At 69.4% G+C, this 22,380-nt stretch carries 22 protein-coding genes and 1 pseudogene; 12 read left to right on the top strand and 11 right to left on the bottom strand.

The window, feature by feature from the left end; all coding sequences use genetic code 11:
- The first annotated feature begins 496 nt into the window (after positions 1-496).
- Positions 497-2,044, top strand: coding sequence for a VWA domain-containing protein (locus tag ACFVM3_RS35130; protein WP_378444205.1), 1,548 nt, complete (start codon positions 497-499; stop codon positions 2,042-2,044).
- Here the strand turns inward: ACFVM3_RS35130 and ACFVM3_RS35135 are convergent.
- Positions 1,974-3,384: pseudogene (locus tag ACFVM3_RS35135) on the bottom strand (amino acid permease). The gene ACFVM3_RS35130 and the pseudogene ACFVM3_RS35135 sit on opposite strands and share 71 nt — an antisense overlap.
- A gap of 152 nt (positions 3,385-3,536) precedes the next feature.
- Here ACFVM3_RS35135 and ACFVM3_RS35140 point away from each other — a divergent pair.
- A complete protein-coding gene (locus ACFVM3_RS35140) occupies positions 3,537-4,124 on the top strand; it encodes a DUF305 domain-containing protein (protein ID WP_378444206.1) in 588 nt (195 codons plus the stop codon).
- On the opposite strand, the gene ACFVM3_RS35145 is transcribed toward ACFVM3_RS35140, so the two are convergent.
- From ACFVM3_RS35145 to ACFVM3_RS35170, 6 genes are all read right to left on the bottom strand, one after another.
- The gene (locus tag ACFVM3_RS35145) at positions 4,101-5,072 is read right to left on the bottom strand and encodes a DMT family transporter (RefSeq protein ID WP_378444207.1); all 972 of its coding nucleotides are present in this window, start codon (positions 5,070-5,072) and stop codon (positions 4,101-4,103) included. The two genes, ACFVM3_RS35140 and ACFVM3_RS35145, sit on opposite strands and share 24 nt — an antisense overlap.
- An 87-nt stretch (positions 5,073-5,159) precedes the next feature.
- Complete coding sequence (locus ACFVM3_RS35150; RefSeq protein WP_378444208.1) at positions 5,160-5,708, bottom strand: hypothetical protein; 549 nt, start codon at positions 5,706-5,708, stop codon at positions 5,160-5,162.
- 71 nt (positions 5,709-5,779) lie between these two features.
- A complete protein-coding gene (locus ACFVM3_RS35155) occupies positions 5,780-7,312 on the bottom strand; it encodes an alpha/beta hydrolase (protein WP_378444209.1) in 1,533 nt (510 codons plus the stop codon).
- Entirely contained in the window at positions 7,312-7,602 is a 291-nt protein-coding gene (locus tag ACFVM3_RS35160) for a hypothetical protein (protein WP_378444210.1), read from the bottom strand. The genes ACFVM3_RS35155 and ACFVM3_RS35160 overlap by 1 nt, the downstream gene beginning before the upstream one ends.
- A 70-nt stretch (positions 7,603-7,672) precedes the next feature.
- Complete coding sequence (wrbA, locus tag ACFVM3_RS35165; RefSeq protein ID WP_378444211.1) at positions 7,673-8,287, bottom strand: NAD(P)H:quinone oxidoreductase; 615 nt, start codon at positions 8,285-8,287, stop codon at positions 7,673-7,675.
- A 47-nt stretch (positions 8,288-8,334) separates the two neighbouring features.
- Positions 8,335-9,144, bottom strand: a complete 810-nt coding sequence (locus ACFVM3_RS35170) for a lysophospholipid acyltransferase family protein (RefSeq protein ID WP_378444212.1) — start codon at positions 9,142-9,144, stop codon at positions 8,335-8,337.
- A 127-nt stretch (positions 9,145-9,271) separates the two neighbouring features.
- Here ACFVM3_RS35170 and ACFVM3_RS35175 point away from each other — a divergent pair, with 127 nt between their 5' ends.
- Together ACFVM3_RS35175 and ACFVM3_RS35180 are read left to right on the top strand one after the other, a co-directional pair.
- The gene (locus ACFVM3_RS35175; protein ID WP_378444213.1) at positions 9,272-11,773 is read left to right on the top strand and encodes a DNA translocase FtsK 4TM domain-containing protein; all 2,502 of its coding nucleotides are present in this window, start codon (positions 9,272-9,274) and stop codon (positions 11,771-11,773) included.
- Between the two features lie 244 nt (positions 11,774-12,017).
- Positions 12,018-12,476: a hypothetical protein gene (locus ACFVM3_RS35180; protein WP_378444214.1), complete on the top strand. Its 459-nt coding sequence runs from the start codon at positions 12,018-12,020 to the stop codon at positions 12,474-12,476.
- Here the strand turns inward: ACFVM3_RS35180 and ACFVM3_RS35185 are convergent.
- Positions 12,473-13,114: a nitroreductase family protein gene (locus tag ACFVM3_RS35185; RefSeq protein ID WP_378444215.1), complete on the bottom strand. Its 642-nt coding sequence runs from the start codon at positions 13,112-13,114 to the stop codon at positions 12,473-12,475. The genes ACFVM3_RS35180 and ACFVM3_RS35185 overlap by 4 nt on opposite strands.
- A gap of 10 nt (positions 13,115-13,124) precedes the next feature.
- Positions 13,125-13,970, bottom strand: coding sequence for an alpha/beta fold hydrolase (locus tag ACFVM3_RS35190; protein WP_378444216.1), 846 nt, complete (start codon positions 13,968-13,970; stop codon positions 13,125-13,127).
- 58 nt (positions 13,971-14,028) lie between these two features.
- On the opposite strand from ACFVM3_RS35190, the gene ACFVM3_RS35195 reads away from it, so the two are divergent.
- The gene (locus ACFVM3_RS35195) at positions 14,029-14,556 is read left to right on the top strand and encodes a CGNR zinc finger domain-containing protein (protein WP_378444217.1); all 528 of its coding nucleotides are present in this window, start codon (positions 14,029-14,031) and stop codon (positions 14,554-14,556) included.
- 209 nt (positions 14,557-14,765) lie between these two features.
- Here ACFVM3_RS35195 and ACFVM3_RS35200 read toward each other — a convergent pair whose 3' ends face one another.
- The gene (locus ACFVM3_RS35200; RefSeq protein WP_378444218.1) at positions 14,766-15,293 is read right to left on the bottom strand and encodes an amino-acid N-acetyltransferase; all 528 of its coding nucleotides are present in this window, start codon (positions 15,291-15,293) and stop codon (positions 14,766-14,768) included.
- An 88-nt stretch (positions 15,294-15,381) separates the two neighbouring features.
- Here ACFVM3_RS35200 and rimO point away from each other — a divergent pair, with 88 nt between their 5' ends.
- From rimO to ACFVM3_RS35220, 4 genes are all read left to right on the top strand, one after another.
- Positions 15,382-16,830 (top strand): 30S ribosomal protein S12 methylthiotransferase RimO, encoded by a 1,449-nt coding sequence (rimO, locus tag ACFVM3_RS35205; protein WP_378444219.1) that lies wholly within the window; start codon positions 15,382-15,384, stop codon positions 16,828-16,830.
- On the top strand, positions 16,827-17,468 hold the full coding sequence (pgsA, locus tag ACFVM3_RS35210; RefSeq protein WP_378444220.1) for a CDP-diacylglycerol--glycerol-3-phosphate 3-phosphatidyltransferase: 642 nt from the start codon (positions 16,827-16,829) through the stop codon (positions 17,466-17,468). Before rimO ends, pgsA begins: the two co-directional genes overlap by 4 nt.
- Complete coding sequence (locus ACFVM3_RS35215; RefSeq protein WP_378444221.1) at positions 17,465-17,926, top strand: CinA family protein; 462 nt, start codon at positions 17,465-17,467, stop codon at positions 17,924-17,926. Before pgsA ends, ACFVM3_RS35215 begins: the two co-directional genes overlap by 4 nt.
- Positions 17,927-18,027: 101 nt before the next feature.
- Positions 18,028-18,474, top strand: a complete 447-nt coding sequence (locus ACFVM3_RS35220) for a helix-turn-helix domain-containing protein (RefSeq protein ID WP_378444222.1) — start codon at positions 18,028-18,030, stop codon at positions 18,472-18,474.
- A gap of 52 nt (positions 18,475-18,526) precedes the next feature.
- On the opposite strand, the gene ACFVM3_RS35225 is transcribed toward ACFVM3_RS35220, so the two are convergent.
- Positions 18,527-19,012, bottom strand: a complete 486-nt coding sequence (locus ACFVM3_RS35225; protein ID WP_378444223.1) for a carboxymuconolactone decarboxylase family protein — start codon at positions 19,010-19,012, stop codon at positions 18,527-18,529.
- Between the two features lie 171 nt (positions 19,013-19,183).
- Between ACFVM3_RS35225 and ACFVM3_RS35230 the strand changes: the two genes are divergently transcribed.
- The 3 genes from ACFVM3_RS35230 to ACFVM3_RS35240 all read left to right on the top strand — a co-directional run bounded on the left by ACFVM3_RS35230 (position 19,184) and on the right by ACFVM3_RS35240 (position 22,188).
- The gene (locus ACFVM3_RS35230) at positions 19,184-20,065 is read left to right on the top strand and encodes an RNA polymerase sigma-70 factor (RefSeq protein ID WP_378444224.1); all 882 of its coding nucleotides are present in this window, start codon (positions 19,184-19,186) and stop codon (positions 20,063-20,065) included.
- Positions 20,066-20,285: 220 nt separating this feature from the next.
- On the top strand, positions 20,286-21,131 hold the full coding sequence (locus ACFVM3_RS35235) for a PspA/IM30 family protein (protein WP_125675827.1): 846 nt from the start codon (positions 20,286-20,288) through the stop codon (positions 21,129-21,131).
- A gap of 73 nt (positions 21,132-21,204) precedes the next feature.
- Positions 21,205-22,188, top strand: coding sequence for a hypothetical protein (locus ACFVM3_RS35240; RefSeq protein WP_378444225.1), 984 nt, complete (start codon positions 21,205-21,207; stop codon positions 22,186-22,188).
- The last annotated feature ends 192 nt before the right edge of the window (positions 22,189-22,380 follow it).

Consider the following 22,380-nt stretch of genomic DNA (forward strand, 5'->3'; position numbering starts at 1 on the left):
CGCCACCCGAACATCCCGCGGCAACCAACGACGACGTATCCCAGCCACCACAACACCTCCACATCAGATGCTGCGACGACCACTAGAACCCAAGCCGTCCTTACCACTCACGAGAGGCAGCGGTCGACATCCCCACGACAGCGACCCTTCACGGACTCGGGCCCGGCATCAACCCCGCAGTCAGGATCCACGTAGGTGCCTGAGACATCCTTGGCTTCACGCGCGAGAGGCGGCGGCCAGCAGCAGGGCGAAGGCGACAGTGATCGCCTGACCGAACAGGGCGTTGCGGGCTTTGCGCTGTTCCGCACGAGTGGGCCGGTTCATCACGAATTCCCCCGATTTCGAGTGCTTTCCTTACCGGGCAAGTGTTCCGCGGCCCGAGGCGGGGCACCTCCCGCCTCGGTGGGGTTTTTCTCCGCCGAAAGTCGCAGCCTTCCCCTAGGGGTACTCGCGGCGTACCCTCGGACGCTCCTCGAGCCCCATGCCGGGAGAGTCGATGGGACGCCACGCCACCGCCCGGACCCGACGACGGATACTGCTCCCGCTGCTGGCGGCCGTGCTCGGCGCGGCCACCTGGGTCGCCGTGGCGATGGCGAGGTCCGAACCCGCCTGCGAGCCCGTGCGCGTGGTCGTCGCCGCGTCGCCCGACATCTCTCCCGCGGTCACCGAGGCCGCCCAGGCCCTCGATCTCGCCTGCGTCGCCATCGACGTGCAGGCCAGGGAATCTGACCAGGTGGCGGCGGAGCTGTCGGGAACCGCGCCCAAGCCCCAAGCCTGGATCCCGTCCTCGACACTGTTCCTCGGGCGAGCCGACGGTGTTCCTGCGTCAGGTCCGTCGATCGCCAGTTCGCCGGTGGTGCTCGCGGTCGCGGAGCCGGCCGCGCGGGCGCTCGGCTGGCCGCGCAAGTCGCTGACCTGGCCGGAGGTACTCGACGGCGCCGGTGTCGTCGCGGGAATGCCGGATCCGGGACGCGATCCCGCCGGGGTTTCCGCACTGCTGGCACTGCGCGAAGTCACGAAGGGCGCTTCGGATCCTGCCGCCGCGTACGTGGCCTTGCTCCGGAAGTTCTCCGCCACCACATCCGGCGCGACGGTGTTCCCCACGGCGGAGAACGCGGTGCTGCGGCACAACTCCGGTCTTCTCGAAGGCGAGACCGCGCTGGTGGCCGTGTACTCACCGGACGCCCCCGCACTCGACTACCCGTTCGTCGAGGTCACGGGGGCGACCGCGCAGCAGGGCAAGGCCGTCGCGGAGCTGAAACGCACCCTGCTGTACGGAGCCGCGACGGGCCCGCGGTCCGAATTGCGTGCCCCCGGCGGGCAAGCGTTGCGGCTCACGGAAACCGATCAACGCGTCGAGGCGCAGGGACAGCGCAGCGCCGAAATCCCGGACGCCGCGGAGGTCACCAAGGCGCTCAGCCAGTGGGCCGGGGTGAACGCGAGCGCCCGGGTCCAGGTGCTGATCGACGTGTCCGGTTCGATGAGCGCGCCGGTCACGGGAACGGGCAAGTCCCGGCTGCGGATCACGCTGGAGGCCGCGGAGAACGCTTTGCATCTGTTCAAAGCGACGTCACAGGTCCGTTTCCTGGCCTTCGCGACCAAAGTGGACGGTGAGCGGGACTACCGGGAGATCCTGCCGATGGCACCGGTCGCCCGGCAGCTGGCCGCCGTCGACCGGTTGCGCGCCGTCCACGCCGTGCCGGACGGGCAGACCGGGCTCTACGACAGCGTCCTCGACATCTACCGGCTCGCGCACGAGGAATGGGAGCGAGGGAAGCTGAACCTCGTCATCGTGATGACCGACGGCCGCAACACCGATCCCGGCGGCATCAGCCGCGAGAACCTGGTGGCGGAGCTGGGAAAGCTGAGCGACCGGGACCGCCCGGTGCCGTTGGTCGCCATCGGGATCGGGCCGGAGGCCGACGAGACCGAACTCCGCCAGCTCGTCGCGCCCGCCGGTGGCCAGGCCTTCCTCAGCCGTGATCCCGCGAAGATCGGAGAGGTGTTTTACGGTGCTCTGGGCCGGATCGCCGGCGCTGGATGAAGTAGACGCAGAGGATCACCGCCAGGCTGATCAGGCTCAGGTACAGCTGGGCCCGCGTATCCGCGTCCACGAACAGCATCGACGCGACCACGGCCAGCGTCCCGCCGAGCGTCGACCAGCTCAGCCAGGGGTAGCCCCACATGCGCAGTTTCAACCGTTCCGGCGCTTCGGCCTCCAGACGCCGCCGCATCCGGAGCTGTGAGCCGGCGATGATCGCGTAGACGAACAACGCGACCGCGCCGGCGGAGTTGATGATGAAGTAGAAGATCTTGTCCGGGGACACGAAGTTCATCACCACGGCCACGTAACCGACCGAAGTGGACACCAGGATCGCCTTCCACGGCACGCCGCGCCGATTCGTGTCGGCGATCCATTTCGGCGCCCAGCCGTTGCCGCGCAACGCGAACAGCATGCGGGAAGCGGTGTACAGCCCCGAATTCAGCACCGACAGCACGGCCGTCAGCACCACCGCGCTGACCACCGTCTCGGCGGCGGGGATGCCGAACCGGCCGAACGCTGCGGCGAACGGGCTCGTCGTGGTCGGGATGTCGCGCCAGCCGGTGATCATCACCAGCAACGTCACGGAGCCGACGTAGAACACGATGACCCGCCAGACGATCGACGAGGTCGCCTTGCGCACGGCCGTTTCGGGCTCCCGCGATTCGGCGGCGGCGATGGTGACGATCTCCGCGCCGAAGTAGGAGAAGATCACGATCACCACCCCGTGCACCACCGAGAACGGGCCGTTCGCCAGGAAACCGTCCTGCGCGATGTTGCCGACCGAGAACGAACCGCCGGGCCAGGCCCCGAGCACGAACAGGACGCCCACCACGAGGAACACCACGATCGTGGCGATCTTGACCGACGCGAGCCAGAACTCCGTCTCCCCGAACGAACGGGCCGACGCGAGGTTGGTCGCGGTCAGCAGCAACATCAGCACGAGCGAGAAGATCCATTGCGGCACAACGGGAATCCACATCTGCAGGATCTTCGCCCCGGCGACGGCCTCGAACGCGACCACGCCGACCCAGAAGTACCAAGTACAGCCAGCCGACGGTGAAACCCGCCCAGCCGCCGAGCGACGTCCGCGCGTATTCCATGAAGGAACCCTGCGACGGCGCGGCCGTCGCCATCTCGCCCAGCATTCGCATCACCAGCACGACGATCAGGCCGCCGACGGCGTAGGACAGGACGGCGGCCGGGCCGACGGTGTGGATCACCGCGCCGCTGCCGATGAACAGGCTCGCGCCGATGATGCCGCCGAGCGCGATCATCCGGACGTGGCGCTGCCGCAGATCCGGGCGCAGACCCGCCCGTCCGGTCGTGGTTTCCGCACCCATTCGCGGTGACCTCCTGTCGGAGCGGCGGTGGATCGCGGGATTGTCGCACCGCGGGACCGCGAGGAAAAGTGTTTGCGCAACCCCAGGTGAACAGGCCGATGTGGACTCTGCCAACCTAGGCACCTCCACCGCGCGTTCCGAGGAGCTCTTCGATGCCGCACGCCGTCCTCCGGTTCCTGCCCGCCGTCGCCCTGGCCGCCGCGCTCGCGGGCTGCTCGGACGAGGCGCCCCAGTCGCAGACGGCGCCTCCCGGGTCTTCACCGGTGGCGCAGCAGGCCGCCGTTCCGTTCAACGACGCCGACGTCGCGTTCGCGCGGCAAGCCCTCGCGCACCACCAGCAGGGCGTGGATCTGGCTTCCCTGGCGGAAACCCGCGCGGCGAACGAGCAGCTGAAGGCGCTGGCGAAGCGGATCATCGACACGCACGAACCGGAGATCGCGCGGCTGTCCGGGCTCATCGAGGCGTGGGGCCAGCCCGCGCCGGACGACCCGAACCTCGAACACGTCCAGCGCGACGGGTACATCAGCCCCGGTGACATGGCGGCACTGGCCGGACTGTCCGGAAAGGACTTCGATCGCCAGTTCGCCGCGCGGTTGCTGCGCCAGCGCGAAGCGGGCGTCCGCATCGCCGACGCCGAAACCCAGCACGGCCGCAACCCCGACGCCCGCGATCTCGCCGCGACGACCTCGCGTTCGCAGCAGCAGGAGATCAGCGACCTACGGGGCTTCCAGCAGGGTTGAGTCCGTCTGGACCACGTTCGAGTTCAGCTGGACGATGTACGCGCCGGTGAGCAGCACCACCGCGCCGGCGGCTTGGATCCAGCTGAGGGCCTCGCCCAGCAGCAGCCAGGCCGCGGTGGCGGCGATCAACGGCTCCACCAGCCCGACGACGCTCGCCACCGACGCCGGAAGATGGCGCAGCGCCGCCATACCCGTCGCGTAGGCGAGGACGGTCGCGATCAGCACCAGCGCGATCAGCAACGACCACACCGGCGGCTCCCACGGCCCGAACGACGCCGGGGTGTCTAGGACGCCCCACGGAATCGTCCACGGCGGGGCGACCGCGCATACGAGCACGGCGCCGATCGTCATTCCCCAGGTGACCATCCCGAGCGGATCGCGGTCCGCGACGCCTCGTTCGCCGAGGAGGAAGTAGCCCGCCGAACAGACGGCCGCGCCCAGGCCGGCGAGCAACCCGAGGACGTCCAGGCTGAGCCCTTCCCAGACCTGCGCGACCAGCATGAGCCCCGTCATCGCCAGCGCGATTCCCGCCCACATCACCCTCGGCAGCCGCACCCGGCGCACGAAGCGCACCCACAGCGCGATCAGCACCGGAGAGGTGAACTCGAGCAGGATCGCGATCCCGACGGGGATCCGGCCCGCCGCCAGGAAGTACATGAGCTGGACGCCCGCGACACCGAGCGAGCCGTACGCGAGCAGCAGCGGCCACTCGTTCTTCGTGACTTTGAGGAGCCTCGGCCGGAAGACGGCGACCAGCGCGAGCAGCACGATCGCCGACAGCCCGATGCGGATCGCCGCGACCTGCTCCGGGGACAACCCGGCCTGCATCGCCGGTTTGCCCAGCACCCCCGAGGTTCCGAAGAAGAGCGCGGCGAGCAGGATCAGCGTGATGCCCCGGCCGCGACGCGCGACGTGCGGGGCGGGGGCGGCGGCGAGTTCGGCGGTCACGGCCGGAGGGTAGAGGCCGGGTCACCGCGGGTCGACCCGTTTTCCCAGCGGCTGGGCTCGGGACGGGACTCGACGATCGGGCTGAGCTCAGAAGGAGGTGCCGCCGTCCGTCCAGTCGGTCTGGGCGAAATCCTCGTCGTCGACGGGAGCGCGACGCGGTTTGCGGACCGGTTCCGGTGCCGGTGGAGCGGCGACCGGCTGTTCGGGTTCGATGGCTTCGAGGGCCTGGGGTTCGGGCGTGCCGTTCGGCCAGACGCAGGGTGAGGTCGCCCCGACGTAGAACTTGCCGAGGTCGTTCGCCTTGATCGACATGTCGAACGCATCGACGGTGTTGCGTGCGAAGACATACTGATCCGTCGGCCGGGCATCGGTCAGGATCTTGAAGGCGTGCGATTCCCACCATTGAGTGATCGCGGTGAAATGTTCGGCGAACCGCGCGGCATCCAGGCCGACTACCTCGTAGGTCGCGGAGATCTCGAAGCGCCCCAGAGGTCCTTTGTCGGTCGGGTCCGTGCATTCCGAACGATTCCGCGTGAACGGCTTCAATTCGGCGTCGGCGGGCAACGCCGACAGCGCACCTTGGATGTACTGCTCGACCTTGTCACGAGCCTGCTGTTCGGTGATCGTCGATTCCATTTCGTCCCCACCTCCAGGGGAACAGGCCGCCGAGAACATCAGCGAGGCGAGGATGATTGTGAGGGCCCGGTTCACGTCGTCGGCTTCCCGGCGATGATCTGGCCGAGATTGTTCAACGACGGGTTGTTGTCTTCCCAGTATTCGCTGTGTGCCTCCGTGCTGTACCCGCCCCACCCGTCCGTGCCCGGCGCGGAGGTGAACACCTGCCCGCCGAAGTCCGCGTCGGTCGGGTCCTGGCCGAGGATCGGGTCGTAGCCGGCGATCTCGACGTTCGCCAGGTTGATCATGTCGTGTTCGGCCACCGTCGCGTGCACGTGCTTGCCGATCTCGTCCTGATTCACCCCGTCGAGATGCAGTTCGCTCACGTCGTGCGCGCCGACGCCGGGGCTCGCCACGAAGACGAGTTCGTCCGCGGCGAGGCCGCCGTCACCGGCCGCGTGCCCGACGACTGTGGTGCCGTAGCTGTGCCCCAGCACCGTGTTGTGCGAGGCCGGTCCCTGGTGGGTTTCCCGCAGCCCGTCTTGGAACTGCGCGAGGGCCGCCTTGCCGCCGTCGGCGTACTTGTCGCTCGCGGCGTCGGTGAGCTCGTTCGGCGCGTCGTAGCCGAGCCAGGTGATCACGGCCGTCGAGGGCGAGCCCGACGTGGTCGCCGCGGCCCACATCTTGTCGGACCGGTTGAGATCGCCGCCGATTTTCGACAACTCCGATCCCGTCCCTGGCACGTAGGTCGCCACGTTCGCCGCGGTGTCGGGGTTCCCCGCGGAAACGATCGCCTTCCCGTCGCCGCTGGTGTCCAGTCCCAGCAGGAACGCTTGCGGATCCGACCGGTCCAGCCGCTGTTGGATGGCCTCCAGACCCTTGAGTTTGGGATCGCCTTGAAGGCGCGCGATCTCACTGGCGAGGACGGCGCGGTTGGCGGCGTCGCGGTCGGCCGCCGGGATACCGTCGAGATTGCCGACGAGCCCCGGGTTACCTTGCAGCAGAGCGACTTTCGCTGTATCCGACAGGCTCGCCCACCAAGCCTTGTTTTCGCCGGGGGTGCCGTTCTCCGGTGGGCCGATGATCGACAGGCCGCTCTGCGCGGCTCCGGCGTCCGCAGCCTGGGCGAGCGTGCCGCCACCCTGTTCGGTGATCTCGCCGCGAAGGGCCCGCCGCAGGATCTCGGCGAAATCGGCGTCGACGTCGGCCGCGCGGCGCAGGCCCTGTTCGACCCTGTCGGCCAGTTCCGCCTTCACGCGAGCCTGGTCAGGCTGCGGAACGCCGACGGAAATCTCGCCACCGGCGCCGATGGTCAAACCGTTCCGGTGGGCCAGTTCGTCGGTCTCCCGCACGAACGCGACGATCCGGTCCAGCGCGATCTGCACTTCATGAGCGCCTCGCCGGACCGCGGACGCCTCGGCGACGAGCCGCTCCAGGGTGGAGGTCAGCGACGCACCCCGCGTCGCGGCGGCGGTGGCCGCGTCGCCGGTCCAACCCGTGAAGCGGGCCATGGCCTCGACGTCGTCGTTCGCGGCGATGATCTTCGTGCAGCCGTCGTTGAGCGCGTCGGCGACCCGGCCGATCGCGGCGGGATCCCACCGGCGCACGTCTCCCCAGGTGAGCATCAGACGGGGAGTTCCCGTGAGGCCGCCAGCTCGTTCGAGCGGTAGCGGGCGGCCGCCGCGTCGAGCCGTGCGGAGTAGTCCGCGGTGTTCTCGGCCCAGCCGGGCACCGCGCGGCCCCAGGCGTCCGCGAGGAGACGGGCCGCTTCACCGGATACGCCACCCGGCAACCCCGGCGCGACATCGGTGAGCGTGGCCGCGAGGTTCACCTTCCCGACGTCTTCCGAAGCCCGTTTCGCCGCGCTCGACGCCGCGCCGATCGCCGCCAAGGCCACCTCGTACCCGCCGGTCATCCCGCTTCCTCCCCGTAGCGTGACGCTGTGTGACCACACTACGACGCGGGAGACGGACGCGCGGTTCCCTTCACCCGTCCTTGAAAAGTCCGTCGGCGATGTAGCGCGAAACGGTGGCGAGGCGCCGCCCCTGGAGACGGAGGGCGTCCAGGGCGAGATCGTCGGGTTCGGCGGACTTGCGTGAGACGAACGAGCCGCCGTACGGATTGCCCGATTCGAGCAGCCGCGGATCGGTGTAGCCGAGCGGCAGGACGATGGCGCCCCAGTGGTAGAAGACGTTGTTCGTCGCCAGCACGGTCGCTTCGAGCCCGCCGTGCGCGGTGGAGGCGGTGGTGAACGACGTCGCGACCTTGTTCGCCAGCTTTCCCTTGGCCCACAGGCCACCGGTACTGTCCAAAAAGGACTTCAGCTGGGCGGCTGGGCCGCCGAACCTGGTCGGGCTCCCCGCCGCGAACCCGTCGGCCCACTCCAGGTCTCCCAGCGTCGCCGTCTCGTGGTGCGGCCCCGCGTCCACCCACGCCTGCCAGCGCGGATTGCTCGCCACCGCGGCGGGCGGAGCGGTTTCGGGAACCGTGCGGACGCGGACTTCGGCTTCGGCCTCGCGGGCACCGTCGGCCAGCGCCGACGCCAGTTTCGCGGTGTTTCCGGTCGCGCTGTAGTAGACGACGAGGATGCGGGTGCTCACGTCCGCCGACCTTAGGCGAGCGAGAACACCCGTCTCAGGATCCGGACTCAGTACTTCTTCCAGGGGCTGACGGTGTCCGTCGGCCGCGTCGGGTCGTGGAAGCGCGGCTTGTCCAGTTCGTCGCGGCGCAGCGGGACCAGGCCGTCGGTGATCGCCTGCATGATCTTGGCGTGCGCGCGGACCCCGGCGCCCGGCCGCTCCGGCTCGACCTCCGAGAGATCCACCGGATCGCCGAAGTGCACCTTGAACCGCGGGCGCCGCATGGGCGCGCTCAGCCCGGACTTCGCGAGCGGCACCAGGTCGGCGGGGCCATTGACGGTCTCCGTCCCCCAATAGACGGCCTCGTGCGCGCCCCACTGGCTGATCGGGATCACCGGCACCCCGGCGGCCAGCGCGAGCCGCGCCGCGCCGGTCTTGCCCCGCTCCGGCCACAGGCCGGGGTCGTGGCTGATCCGGCCCTCGGGATAGACGATCAGCGGGTCTCGGGTGGTCCGCAGGGCTTCGGTGGCTTCGGCGAACTGGCCGACGGCGGTCGACGCCTGTTTGCGGTCGACCCGCAGGTGGCCGCTGGCCCGCAGCGCCGGGCCGATGACCGGCGCGTCGAGGATGCCGCCCGCCAGCATGAACCGCGGGTTGATGCCGATCCGCTTGCAGGCGGCCATCAGCACGAACGCGTCGAAGACGCCGATGTGGTTGGCCGTCATGAGCAAGGGTTTGCGGCGCAGTTCGGCCGGGACACCGCCGGTCACGGTGAGTTTGCCGACGAAGTTGACCAGCCCCCGGTCGATGTTCAGCATCGTGCGCCAGATTGCCGGGGCGCGGCGAGCCGAATTCTCATCCTGATGCAGCGCGAACATGGGGCAGAGCATGTCATGGCCCGGTTTTCACCCGGATGGCCGCTCAAGCTGTGACCTGAGACGAATGTTCCGGATGTGCTCCGAGTGGCAGCCGGGGCTGGAGGGTCGAGGCGGTTACCGTGGAGACATGGCTAGCGGGTCGACGACCAGGAAACGGAGTACGGCGCGAAGCGGCGGCAGCAAGGGGCCGGCGCGAAAGCCGCGTACCCCGGCGAAGCCCAGGTCAACGGCTGCGAGGAAGCCCGCTCCACGGCGTCCGGCGCCGCGGAAGAAGTCGTCCGGCACGTTCGCGAAGGGCGTGCGCGGCACCTGGAACCTGCTCGCGAAGGGCCTCGGCACCCTGGCGCGGACGGTCGGCCGCGGCCGCGAACTCGAACCCGAGCACCGTCGTGACGGTCTCGCGCTCGGTCTCATCGCGCTGGCGCTGGTGATCGCGTTCGGCGTCTGGTGGCGGGCCGCGGGCCCGATCGGCGGCTGGGTGGAGGTCGGCACGCGCTCGCTGCTCGGCGCCGGAGCCGTGACGCTCCCGCTGGTGCTGACCGTGGTCGCCGTCGCGCTGATGCGCTCGGAACCGATGCCGGAGGCCCGGCCGCGGATGGTCATCGGCACCCTGCTGGTGATCCTGTCCGTGCTCGGCCTGCTGCACATCTTCACCGCGCTGCCCGAGACCAACGACGGCCGGATGTACGCCGGCGGGGTGATCGGCGCGTTCTCCGGCGGCCTGCTGACGATGGGCGTCACCACGTGGGTCGCGGTACCGCTGCTGGTGCTGGCGCTGCTGTTCGGCACGCTCGTGTTCACCGGGACCCCGGTCCGGGAGATCCCGCACCGCCTGCGGAACTGGGGTCTCGACCCCGAAGAGATCGAAGAGGCCGAGGCCGAGCGCAAGGCCATCCACGAGGAACGCGACGCCGTCACCGAAGCCGACCCGAAGTCGGTCCGCCTGCGGAAGCCGTCGCGACGCCGCCAGGCTTCGGCCGACCACGAGGGCGAGCAGCTCGACATCGAGGCCGCGCTGGCCGAAACGCCGACGCCGCTGCGGCCGCCGAAGCCCGCGCCCAAGCCCGTCGTCGAAGAGAAGAAGCCGAAGAAGGCCGAGGCTCCGCTGGCGGTCACGAGGACCGTCGAGGGCGACTACAAGCTCCCGCCGCCGGACCTGCTGAAGCTCGGCGACGCGCCGAAGTCCCGCAGCAAGGCCAACGACGCCATGATCGAGGCGATCACCGGCGTGCTGGAGCAGTTCAACGTCGACGCGCAGGTCACCGGCTTCACGCGGGGTCCGACGGTCACCCGGTACGAGGTCGAACTCGGTCCCGGTGTGAAGGTCGAGAAGATCACCGCGCTGACCAAGAACATCGCCTACGCGGTGGCGACCGACAACGTCCGGCTGCTGGCGCCGATCCCCGGCAAGTCCGCGGTCGGGATCGAGGTGCCGAACTCCGACCGCGAGATGGTGCGCCTCGGCGACGTGCTGCGCGCGCCGTCGACGGTCAAGGACAACCATCCGATGGTCATCGGGCTCGGCAAGGACATCGAGGGCCACTTCGTCACCGCGAACCTGACGAAGATGCCGCACCTGCTGGTGGCGGGGTCCACCGGTTCCGGTAAGTCGAGCTTCGTGAACTCGATGCTGGTGTCGCTGCTCGCGCGGTCGACGCCGGATGAGTGCCGGATGATCCTGATCGACCCGAAGATGGTCGAGCTGACCCCGTACGAGGGCATCCCGCACCTGATCACGCCCATCATCACCCAGCCGAAGAAGGCCGCCGCGGCGCTGGCCTGGCTGGTGGAGGAGATGGAGCAGCGCTATCAGGACATGCAGGTCAACAAGGTCCGGCATATCGACGACTACAACAAGAAGGTGCGCTCGGGCGAGATCACCGCGCCGCCCGGCAGCGAGCGCGTCTACCAGCCGTACCCGTACATCATGGCGATCGTCGACGAGCTCGCCGACCTGATGATGACCGCCCCGCGCGACGTCGAGGACGCGATCGTCCGGATCACCCAGAAGGCGCGTGCCGCCGGTATCCACCTGGTGCTGGCGACCCAGCGCCCGTCTGTCGACGTCGTGACCGGCCTGATCAAGACCAACGTGCCGTCGCGGCTGGCGTTCGCGACCTCGTCGCTCACCGACTCGCGGGTCATCCTCGACCAGCCGGGCGCGGAGAAGCTCATCGGTATGGGTGACGCGCTGTACCTGCCGATGGGGGCCGGGAAACCGGTCCGCATCCAGGGCGCCTTCGTCGGCGACGAAGAGATCTCCGCGGTGGTGAACTTCGCCAAGGAGCAGGCGCAGCCGGACTACCAGGACGGCGTCACGGCCGCGAAGGCAGGCGAGAAGAAGGAAATCGACTCCGACATCGGCGACGACCTCGACGTCCTGCTGCAGGCCGCCGAGCTGATCGTCACCTCGCAGTTCGGCTCGACGTCGATGCTGCAGCGGAAGCTGCGGGTCGGCTTCGCCAAGGCCGGACGCCTGATGGACCTGCTGGAAAGCCGCGGCGTCGTCGGGCCTTCGGAGGGCTCGAAGGCGCGGGACGTGCTGATCAAGCCGGAGGAGCTGGAGTCGGTGCTGTTCATGATCCGCGGCGGCGGGGACGCGAACGGCGGCGACGTCTCCGACGACTGAACCGAACCCCTCGTGGTCGGTTCTCAGGCACGGACTCGGCAATCGCCACGTTCGCCCCACAGGTATCAGCAGTCGCAGCGGTCGCGCGTGAAGGCCCCTCCCCGAAGTACATGAAGGCCCCCTTCAGTGCGCTAGACGCAAGGAAGGGGGCCTTCATGTACTTCGTGCGGGCAAGAACTCTGGTCTCACGACGCTTTTCGAGGACTGGTGCAACGGACCGGAGCCTCCGCTACGTCCAGAACACGTGGACCCCAAGAAGCTGCTCGTCGTCCTCTGCGCCCTGATCGGCCTCGCGTGCGGAGCCGGTAGCTCCGCCGCGCGCGAAGAACCCGCCGTGAGCCGGCCCGCGGTGGTCCAGCCCGCGCCGGTACAGCGGCCTGTTCAAGGGGCCGTCGAGCTGGGGGAGACCGTCGATCTCAAGGCAGGTGAAACGGCCGAGGTCGCGTCGAAGGACGTCAGCATCCGCTTCGCTCGCCTGGTGTCCGATTCCCGCTGCCCCGAGGGAATGGTCTGCGTCTGGGAAGGGGAGGCCGTGATCGAACTGACCCTGGCCGAACCGGGACGTGGAGAGCGGACGACGGCGGAGGTCGCCTCCACCGGACGTGGTGGCAGGCAGTCCGTCGAGTTCGCCGCCTGCCGGGTGGACCTGGTCGCCGTGAGTTCGGGGGGCGACCAGGTCACCCTGCGGGTGTCCAAGGCTTAAAGCGCGTTGCCCCAGCCGTCGAGATACGCGACTTCCGACACCGGCACCCGCGCCGCGGGTTTGAAGTCCGGCACCGTCGTGTAGGCGACCGGCAACAGCCCGACCTGCGTGACATCGGCGGGGATGCCGAGGATTTCGGCCGCCTCCGCCTCGTGGGTCAGGTGGTACGTCGTGAGCGTCGAGCCGAGGCCGCGCGACCGCAGCGCCAGCTGGAAGTTCCACACCGCCGGGAAGATCCCGCCGTAGAACGCGGCGTCGGCGGCGTTGTCACCGCTGGGCCTGCCGGTCAGGCACGGGATGACGAACACGGGCACTCGGTCGATCACGTCGATCAGGTGCTGCCCCGACGCGAACGCCCGCGCCACCGAAGGCTCGGTGATCGCTTCGCCCAGCGCCGCCGCGTTCGTCTCCAGATATGCCTTCCCGACCCGCCGGAACAGCTCGGACAGCCCGTCCTTCACGCCCTGATCCCGCACCACGATCCATCGCCACGCCTGCTGGTTGCCCGGCGTGGGCGCCTGCAACGCGAGCCGCAGGCACTCTTCGAGCACCTCGGGTTCCACCGGCCGGTCCAGGTCGAGCTTGCGGCGCACCGCGCGCGTCGTGCTGAGCAGGTGGTCGGTGACCGAGGTGTCCATGAGCCGCCTTTCAGAGATGTTCAGCGAGGAAGCGGTCGATCAGTTCGCTGATCGGTTCCAGGTCCTCTTCCAGTGCGAAATGCCCGGTGTCGAAGAGGTGAACCTCCGCCGAGGGAACATCATTCCGGAACGCTTCGGCGCCCGCAGGGACGAAGAACGGGTCGTTGCGTCCCCACACGGCGAGTACGGGCGGCTGGGCTTCGCGCAGCCAGGCCTGGAATCGCGGGTACGCGGGCGGGTTGTTCCGGTAGTCCCACAACAGGTCCAGCATCGCCTCCGCCCGGCCGGGCAGGCCGAGGAAGTACTGGTCCAGCAGGTGGTTCGCGGGATCGATGGTCTCCGGATCGCGGGCGCCGCTGTACTGGAACCGGATCTGCTCCGGTTCGAGGATCTCCTCGAACGCGCGCCGCGCCGCGGTTTCGTCCGTCAGGGAAGCGAAGTCCGGCATAGCCGGGCCGAGCCCTTCGACGTAGGCGTTGCCGTTCTGCGTGATCAGCGCCGTGATCTGCGACGGGCGCGAGACGGCCAGCCGCAGGCCGGTCGGGGCGCCGAAATCGAAGACGTAGAGCGCGTAGCGGCGCAGTTCCAGCGCGTCCACGAAGTCACCGACCACTTCCGCGAGCCGGTCGAAGGTGAACGTGAAGCCCTCGGGCGTGACCGTCTGCCCGAATCCGGGCAGGTCCGGCGCGATGAGCCGCCACCGGCCGCCGAGACGGCGCATCAGCCGCGCGAACTGGTGTGAAGACGTCGGGAAGCCGTGCAGCAGGAGCAGCACGGGTGCTTCGGGGTCGCCTGCTTCGCGATAGAAGACCTCGACGTCGCCGAGTTTGACCGATCGGTGCCGGATGGCGGCCATGGATACTCCCTAATGGGTAAAACTGTCTCGAACCATTAGTACCTGATAGTGTCAAGGCATGCTCGATCTCGACTCGCTTCCCGGTGACGATCTCGCGGTGAACCTCGCCGACACCGTGATGCTGGCCGTCTCCCCGCCGATCGACCTGCTCGACGACGGTCACGCGAAGTTCTGGGCGACCCAAGCTTTGCCCGAAGGCGCCCGGCCGCCGTCCGTCGAGCAGACGAAGCGGCTGCGTTCAGCGGTGCGTGAGGTATTCGAGGCGGTCGTGGCCGCGCGGGAGCCCGAGGCGTGGGCGGTCGAGTGGGTCAACGCGGCCGCGGCCGCCGTTCCGACCAGCCCGCGGCTGACCGCCGAGGGAGCGAAGACGTCCTGGCATGGCGAGGACGGCGGCGAGATCGCGTTGGCCGCCGTGGCGGTCGCGGCGATCGATCTCGTTTCCGGGCCGCGTGCCGCTCAACTGCGGCTATGCGGCGCACACGACTGTTCGATGCTGTTCGTGGCGGCCAACAGCAGGCGGGTGTGGTGCACGCCGTCGCTGTGCGGCAACCGGGTGCGAGTCGCGCGCCACGCGAAGAAGGGCTGAAAGGGCCCCTTCGTCAGGTTCCCATGTGGGTGCCCGCTGGTCTGGTGTCCCCAATTTCGCATTGGGGACTCTGGGCGTGGGGCCCTCGGGGACAGTTGAGTGGTGAAAGCGTCCTTCAGCGTGTGCGATGTGGTGAAAGCGTCCTTCAGCGTGTGCGATGTGGGGAAAGCGTCCTTCAGCGGGTGCGATGCGGGGAAAGCGTCCTTCAGCTAAAGCTCCAGCAGCATCCGGCTGTTGCCCAAGGTATTCGGCTTCACGTACGGCAGGTCCAGGAACTCCGCGACACCCGGGTCGGCCGAACGCCGCATCTCCTCGTAGACCTCCTGGGTCACCGGGGTGCCGTCGATCTCCACGAACCCGTGCCCGGCGAAGAAGTGGGTCTCGAAGGTCAGCACGAACAGCCGCTTCAACCCGATCTCGCGGGCGAAGTCGATCAGCTGCGCCACCAGCGCGTGCCCGATGCCGCGACCACGGGAGGCCTTGTCGACGGCGATGGTGCGCAGCTCGGCGATGTCCTCCCACAGCACGTGCAGCGCGCCGCAGCCGAGCACGTCGTCACCGTCTTCGACCACCCAGAACTCCTGGACGCTCTCGTAGAGGGTGACGAGTTCCTTCTCCAGCAGCACCGTCCCGGCGTCGGAATCGACCAGCGCCTTGATCTTGCGGACGTCCGCGATCCGCGCCCGGCGGACGGTGGGGCGGCGGTGAAGGAGGGGGTCTGAGGGCACGTCCACCATTAAGCCATCCCGGGCGCACGGGCCGGTCGAGGGCTCGCCCGAGCGAGCGATCGCCGACCCCGCGAGCAGGCCAGCTACCCTAAGGCACGTGCCTTCTCCCACCACTGACCCTGTCGCCACCCGTCGCGTTTCCCTGTTGACCCTCGGTTGCGCCCGCAACGAGGTCGATTCCGAGGAACTCGCCGGACGGCTGGCGGCGGGCGGCTGGGAGCTCGCCGCCGAGCCCGAGGACTCCGACGTCGTGGTCGTCAACACCTGCGGCTTCGTCGAGTCCGCCAAGAAGGACTCCGTCGACACGCTGCTCGCGGCGTCCGACACCGGCAAGAAGGTCGTCGCCGTCGGCTGCATGGCCGAGCGCTACGGCAACGAGCTGGCCGAGAGCCTGCCCGAGGCCGACGCGGTCCTCGGTTTCGACCACTACGCCGACCTCGCGGAGCGGCTCGACGACGTCGTGGCGGGCCGCAAGGTCGAGTCCCACACCCCGTCCGACCGCCGCAAGCTGCTGCCGATCAGCCCGGTCCAGCGTCCGACGGCCGCCGAGTCGGTCGAGGTGCCGGGGCACGCGCAGCACGGCTGGGGCCCGCGCGTGCTGCGGACGAGGCTCGACACCTCCCCGGTGGCCGCGCTGAAGATCGCGTCCGGCTGTGACCGTCGCTGCTCGTTCTGCGCGATCCCGTCCTTCCGCGGTTCCTTCGTGTCGCGGCAGCCGGACGAGATCGTCGCCGAGGCGATGTGGCTCGCGGAGAACGGCGTCAAGGAGGTCTTCCTCGTCTCGGAGAACTCCACCTCCTACGGCAAGGACTTCGGCCGTGACGGCGCCCGCGCGCTGGAGCTGCTGGTCCCGCGCCTGGCCGCGGTGCCCGGCATCGAGCGCGTCCGCGTCTCGTACCTGCAGCCCGCCGAGACCCGTCCCGGCCTGGTCAAGGCCATCGCGACCACGCCGGGCGTCGCCGACTACTTCGATCTCTCCTTCCAGCACTCCAGCGAGACCGTGCTGCGCCGCATGCGCCGCTTCGGCTCCACGGACTCCTTCCTCGCGCTGTGCGACCAGATCCGGGAGCACTCGCCCAACGCCGGCATCCGCACCAACGTCATCGTCGGCTTCCCCGGCGAGACCGAAGAGGACCTCGCCGAGCTGGAGCGCTTCCTGAACGGCGCGCGGCTGGACGCGGTGGGTGTCTTCGGGTACTCGGACGAGGACGGCACCGAGGCCGAGACCTTCGACGGCAAACTCGACGAGTCCGTGGTGGCCGAGCGGGTCGCGCGTATCTCCGCGCTGGTCGAGGAGCTGACCTCTCAGCGGGCCGAGGACCGGATCGGCGACTTCGTCGACGTCCTGATCGAGCAGGCCGAGGACGGCGAGGACCCGATCGGCCGCGCCGCGCACCAGGCCCCCGAGGTCGACGGCGAGTGCGTCCTGATCGAGACCGAAGACCTGCCTCCGCTGGCGGTGGGCGACTTCGTGCGCTGCGAGGTCGTCGACTCCGAGGGCGTCGACCTGATCGTGCGGCCCGCACCGCTCGAGGCCGACCGGTGAATGCCGCCCCCAGCGACGCCGGGGCCGGTGAGGGGGCGGGCGGTGAGCACGCCCGGGTTCCCGACGCCACCCCTGTCCCGACGCTGAACCTGGCGAACCTGCTCACGATGTCGCGGCTGGTGCTGGTGCCGCTGTTCGTGCTGGCGCTGTTCACCGGCGACGGGGCGGACACCTTCTGGCGCGCGATCGCCACCGCGCTGTTCGCGATCGCGTCCTTCACCGACCAGGTCGACGGCTGGGTCGCGCGCAAGTACGGGCTGATCACCGACTTCGGCAAGATCGCCGACCCGATCGCGGACAAGGCGCTGATCGGCGCCGCGCTGGTCGGGCTGAGCGTGCTCGGCGAACTGGGCTGGTGGGTCACCATCGTCATCGCGGTCCGCGAGATCGGCGTGACCCTGCTGCGGTTCTGGGTGATCCGGCACGGCGTCATCCCGGCCAGCCGGGGCGGCAAGGCCAAGACGCTCGCCCAGATCGCGGCCATCACCGCGTACCTGCTGCCCCTGCCCGAGGCCGCGGAGCCGGTGCGCTGGGTGCTGATGGGACTGGCGCTCGTGCTGACGGTCGTGACCGGGCTCGACTACGTCGTGCGAGCGGTGCGGCTGCGCGCTACCGGGAAGCGTGCCGCGGGCGCATGAAGTCTGAGACCTTGATCACTCACCTGATCGAGCGCGGGGAGACGGTGGCGACGGCCGAGTCGCTGACCGCCGGGCTCGTTTGCGCGACGCTGACCGAGGTCCCCGGTTCGAGTGCCGCCGTCCGGGGTGGACTGGTGGTCTACGCCACCGACCTCAAGGCGAAGCTGGCCGGGGTCGACGAAGACCTCCTCGCCGCGCACGGCGCCGTGCATCCCGAGGTCGCGGCGCAGTTGGCCGCCGGCGCGCGGGAGCGATGCGGCGCCACCTGGGGACTCGGCCTGACCGGCGTCGCGGGTCCGGACGGGCAGGACGGCGTCGCGCCGGGCACCGTCCACGTCGGCCTCGCGGGCCCAGGGGTGCTCACCGTCCGCACACTGGACTTGAGCGGTGATCGAGCCTCGGTCAGGGCGGGCGCGGTCTCGGGCGCGTTCGCCCTGCTGGGGGAACATCTCGCATGATCGCCGCGTTCGCCCTTGGCGTATTGCCGTGTCAACACCTGCGCCCAGGGCACCGCTCTGGGTAACGTAGGGGGTAGTCAGTCCTGGAAGGGAGGCGCGTGATGACCGTGCTGTTGCGCGAGGCGATCGGCGACCGGCTCCGACACGCCCGCACGAACCAGCGTCGAACGCTGCGGGACATCTCCCGCGCCGCCAGGGTGAGCCTCGGTTACCTGTCCGAGGTCGAGCGCGGGCAGAAGGAGGCGTCCAGCGAACTGCTGGCGTCCATTTGCGAGGCCCTGGACCTTCCGCTGGGCGAACTCCTGCACAAGGTCGCGGCGGACGTCTCGGCGATGGACAACGTCGAGGTCGCCCCGGTGGACGAGAAGGTCGAAGCGGGCAAGCGGCGCGCTTCGGAGCGGGAAGGCGCCGAAGCGGGCCTCGAAGGCGGCCGTCTGGTCTCCGAGCTGATCGGCAACGACCTGGCCGATCTGCGGATCTCGCCGCCGCCGCGGATGAGTCCCGCACTGCGGACGACGATCTCCGCACCGAAGATGGTCGCCGCCTAGCAAAGGTCGTGCACGGAAGAGGCCCCAGGCAGTCCGCCTGGGGCCTTTCCCGTCAGCTCGCGGCGTTGTCGAACGTGCCCGGCCGGTAGGAGCCGCCCTTGGTACGCGTGATGACGAGCAGCCGGTTGGCGGCGTTGATCATCGCGACCAGGTAGACCAGCGCGGCGATCTGGTCGTCGTCGTAGTGCTTCCGCACCCTGGCCCAGGTCTCGTCGGAGACACCCTGGTGCGCGTCGGCGAGCCTGCTGCCTTCCTCGGCGAGTGCCAGCGCGGCCTGCTCGGCCTCGGTGAACACCGTGGACTCGCGCCAGGCGGCGACCAGGTTGACGCGGACCGCGGGTTCGCCGGCGGCCGCCAGATCCTTGGCGTGGGCGTCGACGCAGAACCCGCAGCCGTTGAGCTGGCTGGCCCGCAGCGACACCAGCTCCTGGGTGACCTTCGGCAGCGTCGACCCCTTGATGGCCACACTGACGTTGGCGAAGCGCTTGCCGAGCTTGGCGCCGAGCTCGTTGCCGTTCAGATCGAAACGGGAATCCATGATCTCGTCCTCTTTCGTGGTCGTCTGCTGAACCGGACGACCACCAGATGCCGGCGGCCCGGCGCCGCTGACAGCACCGGAACGTGACGTGCGCCACGGCGTCGACGTGTCAGAAACCGGGAGGACGCGGCGTCTGGTGGGGACACCCGTCGCCGAGAACAGGAGCCGTCCATGTCCGACACCGCCACGGAGGCGTTCGTCGCCCACCGGAACCTGCTGTTCACCGTCGCCTACGAGATGCTCGGCTCGGCCGCCGACGCCGAAGACGTCCTCCAGGAGACGTGGCTTCGCTGGTCCGGGGTCGACCTCGGCACCGTGGAGAACCCTCGGGCGTACCTGGTCCGCATCACCACCCGGCAGGCGCTCGGCAGGCTCCGCACGCTCGGCAGGCGCAAGGAGTCCTATGTCGGTCCCTGGCTGCCCGAACCCCTCCTGACCAGCCCCGACGTGGCCGACGACGTCGAACTGGCCGACAGCGTCTCGATGGCCATGCTGCTGGTGCTCGAGACCCTCACCCCGACCGAACGCGCGGTGTTCGTGCTGCGCGAGGTGTTCGACGTGCCCTACGCCGAGATCGCCGAAGCCGTCGGCAAGACCCCGGCCGCGGTCCACCAGATCGCCCACCGGGCGCGGGCGCACGTCGCCGCGCGGAGGCCCCGTGGTGTGGCGTCGCCCGGCGAGACCAAGGGCGTGCTCGACGCGTTCCACCGCGCGGTCCGGACCGGTGACCTGCAAGGACTGCTGGACGTCCTGTCGCCGGACGTCGTCTTCCTCGGCGACGGCGGCGGAGTGGCGCAGGCCCTGCTGGAGCCCGTGATCGGCGCCGCGCTGGTCGCGCCGCTGCTGGCCGCGAGCCGTCCGGTGCGGGACGACGCGGCGACGATGCGGACGGCCCAGGTCAACGGGCATCCCGCGCTGATCCTCCGGCTCGGTGACGAGGTCGACACCGTCGTCGCGCTGCGGGTGGAGGACGGCCTCATCACCGGTCTCTACGCGGTGCGGAACCCCGAAAAGTTGTCACGGATGGACCAGGAGACCGCGCTGCGCCGCTGACGCGGGCCGTTTTCACCCACCGTCACCGGACGGTGAACCCGAAAGGTCGCGGACATCACAGTCAGGGGTATCCCTGAATTCCGTCGGGGTCGCCTGGAACGCGGGACGCCGACCTGACACGATGGAACTCAACGCCGGGGTCGGGACGTTGCAACATCACAGAGGGGACGCCCCACCTCGAGGTAACAGCCCGTGGGATGCGAGAAGGCAGGCGGAGGAGATGGCCAACCCGTTCGTGAAGTTCTGGAAGTACATGATGGCGGCGTTCTCGTCGAAGATCGACGAGCACGCCGACCCGAAGGTACAGATCCAGCAGGCCATCGAGGAGGCGCAGCGCAACCACCAGGCGCTGACCCAGCAGGCCGCCTCGGTGATCGGTAACCAGCGTCAGCTGGAGATGAAGCTGAACCGCCAGCTGGGCGACGTGGAGAAGCTCCAGGCTTCGACCCGCCAGGCGCTGGTGCTCGCCGACGAGGCGCGTGCCAAGGGCGACGAGCAGAAGGCGACCGAGTTCGAGAACGCGGCGGAGAGCTTCGCCGCGCAGCTCGTCACCGCCGAGCAGAGCATCGAGGACCTCAAGACCCTGCACGACCAGTCGCTTCAGGCTGCGGAGCAGGCGAAGAAGGCCGTCGAGCGCAACGCGACCATGCTGCAGCAGAAGCTGGCCGAGCGCACCAAGCTGCTCTCTCAGCTGGAGCAGGCGAAGATGCAGGAGCAGGTCTCCGCTTCGCTGAACCAGATGAGCCAGCTGGCCGCGCCGGGCAACACCCCGTCGCTGGAAGACGTTCGCGACAAGATCGAGAAGCGCTACACCACCGCGCTGGGCTCGGCCGAACTCGCACAGAACTCCGTCCAGGGCCGCATGATGGAGGTCCAGGCCTCCACCACGCAGCTCGCGGGGCACTCGCGGCTGGAGCAGATCCGCGCGTCCATGAAGGGCGACTCCGTCGCTCAGGTGACCGACGGCAAGACCGCCGCCGCGGCGCCGAAGTCCGCGAGCTCCGCGGACATCCAGCGTGAGATCCAGGCACGGGTTCAGGCCGAACAGGGCAAGAACCCCGCCTGACACACCACCTAGAGCCGGTCCCGCACCCACGCGGGTGCGGGACCGGTCTCACCTGAGGACAGGGGAGAGGGCAATGGGCCAGGGCAGGCGCAAGGACTTCGGGGAGTTCACCGCCAAGCTTGAGAAGCACATCGAAAAGCTGCCCGACTACGCCCAGCGCGCGCAGGAGAAGCTGCAGCGCTACATTCCGCCCTCCGAGCAGGGTTCTTCGCGGCCCGCTCAGCCGGCGCCGCCCAAGCCGCGCCCGCAGATGCCGCCGATGCCCGCCATGCCGAAGATCTCGCAGCAGCTGACGTCGATGGCCGCGGGCCAGATCCCGGTCGTCGCCGACGCGAAGGCCAAATGGGCCCGCTGGAACGAACCCGCCGCCAAACTGGAGCGCCGCAAGCGCCGGACTTCGCGGGCGCTGACGTTCTGGATCCTGCTCACTTTCCTTTGTGGACTGTTCGCCGTCGTCGCGGGCACCGGCCTGTTGAAGGACGGCCAAGCCGACATCCTCCAGGCCGTCGCGGGCGGCGCGTTCGCCGTCATCTTCGGCACCTTCGGGGTCAAGTCGGGGCTGCGGCTGCGCACGCTGAACCGCACTGTGCTGCCCGCCGCTCCCGCTGCCCCGCCGCCGCTGCCCCCGGCACGGTCCGTCGCGCGTGAGCCGATGGAGCGCCTCGCCGAAAGCGAGGCTTCGCTGGCGGAGCTCCTTCGCCAGCTTTCGCAGCCGACGTCGCTCGGCACCATGCCGGTCTCGGAGATCGCCGTCGCGGACGCTCGCACCACCGCCGCGGAGGCCGCGCAGGCGCTGCGCGGGCTGGCCGGCCGGATCCAGGCCATCGAACGCGGACGCGACGCCGCGCCCGAGCGGGAACGCGGTGCCCTCGACGCCGCCGTCAAACAACTGCGCGAGCAGCTCGACGACGGTCTCGACGGCTACGGCGGTCTCGTCGCGGCCGCCGGGCACACCGTCGCCGCGAGCTCGGACGGCATGACGTCGTCCAAGGAACAGCTGTCCGACGCGACCGACAAGCTCGCCGGCCTCGCGATGGCCCTGCGCGAACTCTCCTGATCTCGTGAGTTACGCCTTCAATCACGCGAGTTACGCCTCTAAGCACGCGAGTTACGCGATCGGGTAGCGCCTGAGCAGGCGCTTTCCTGGACCATCGTCTCATTCGTCGTCGCTAATACTCCATTGCGTAACGACATGCTCACTGTGTGGTACCGAAACGCTCGCGTAACCCGAATCCGCTGGTGACGGCGC

This window comes from Amycolatopsis sp. NPDC057786 (assembly GCF_042797905.1).
Lineage (GTDB): Bacteria > Actinomycetota > Actinomycetes > Mycobacteriales > Pseudonocardiaceae > Amycolatopsis.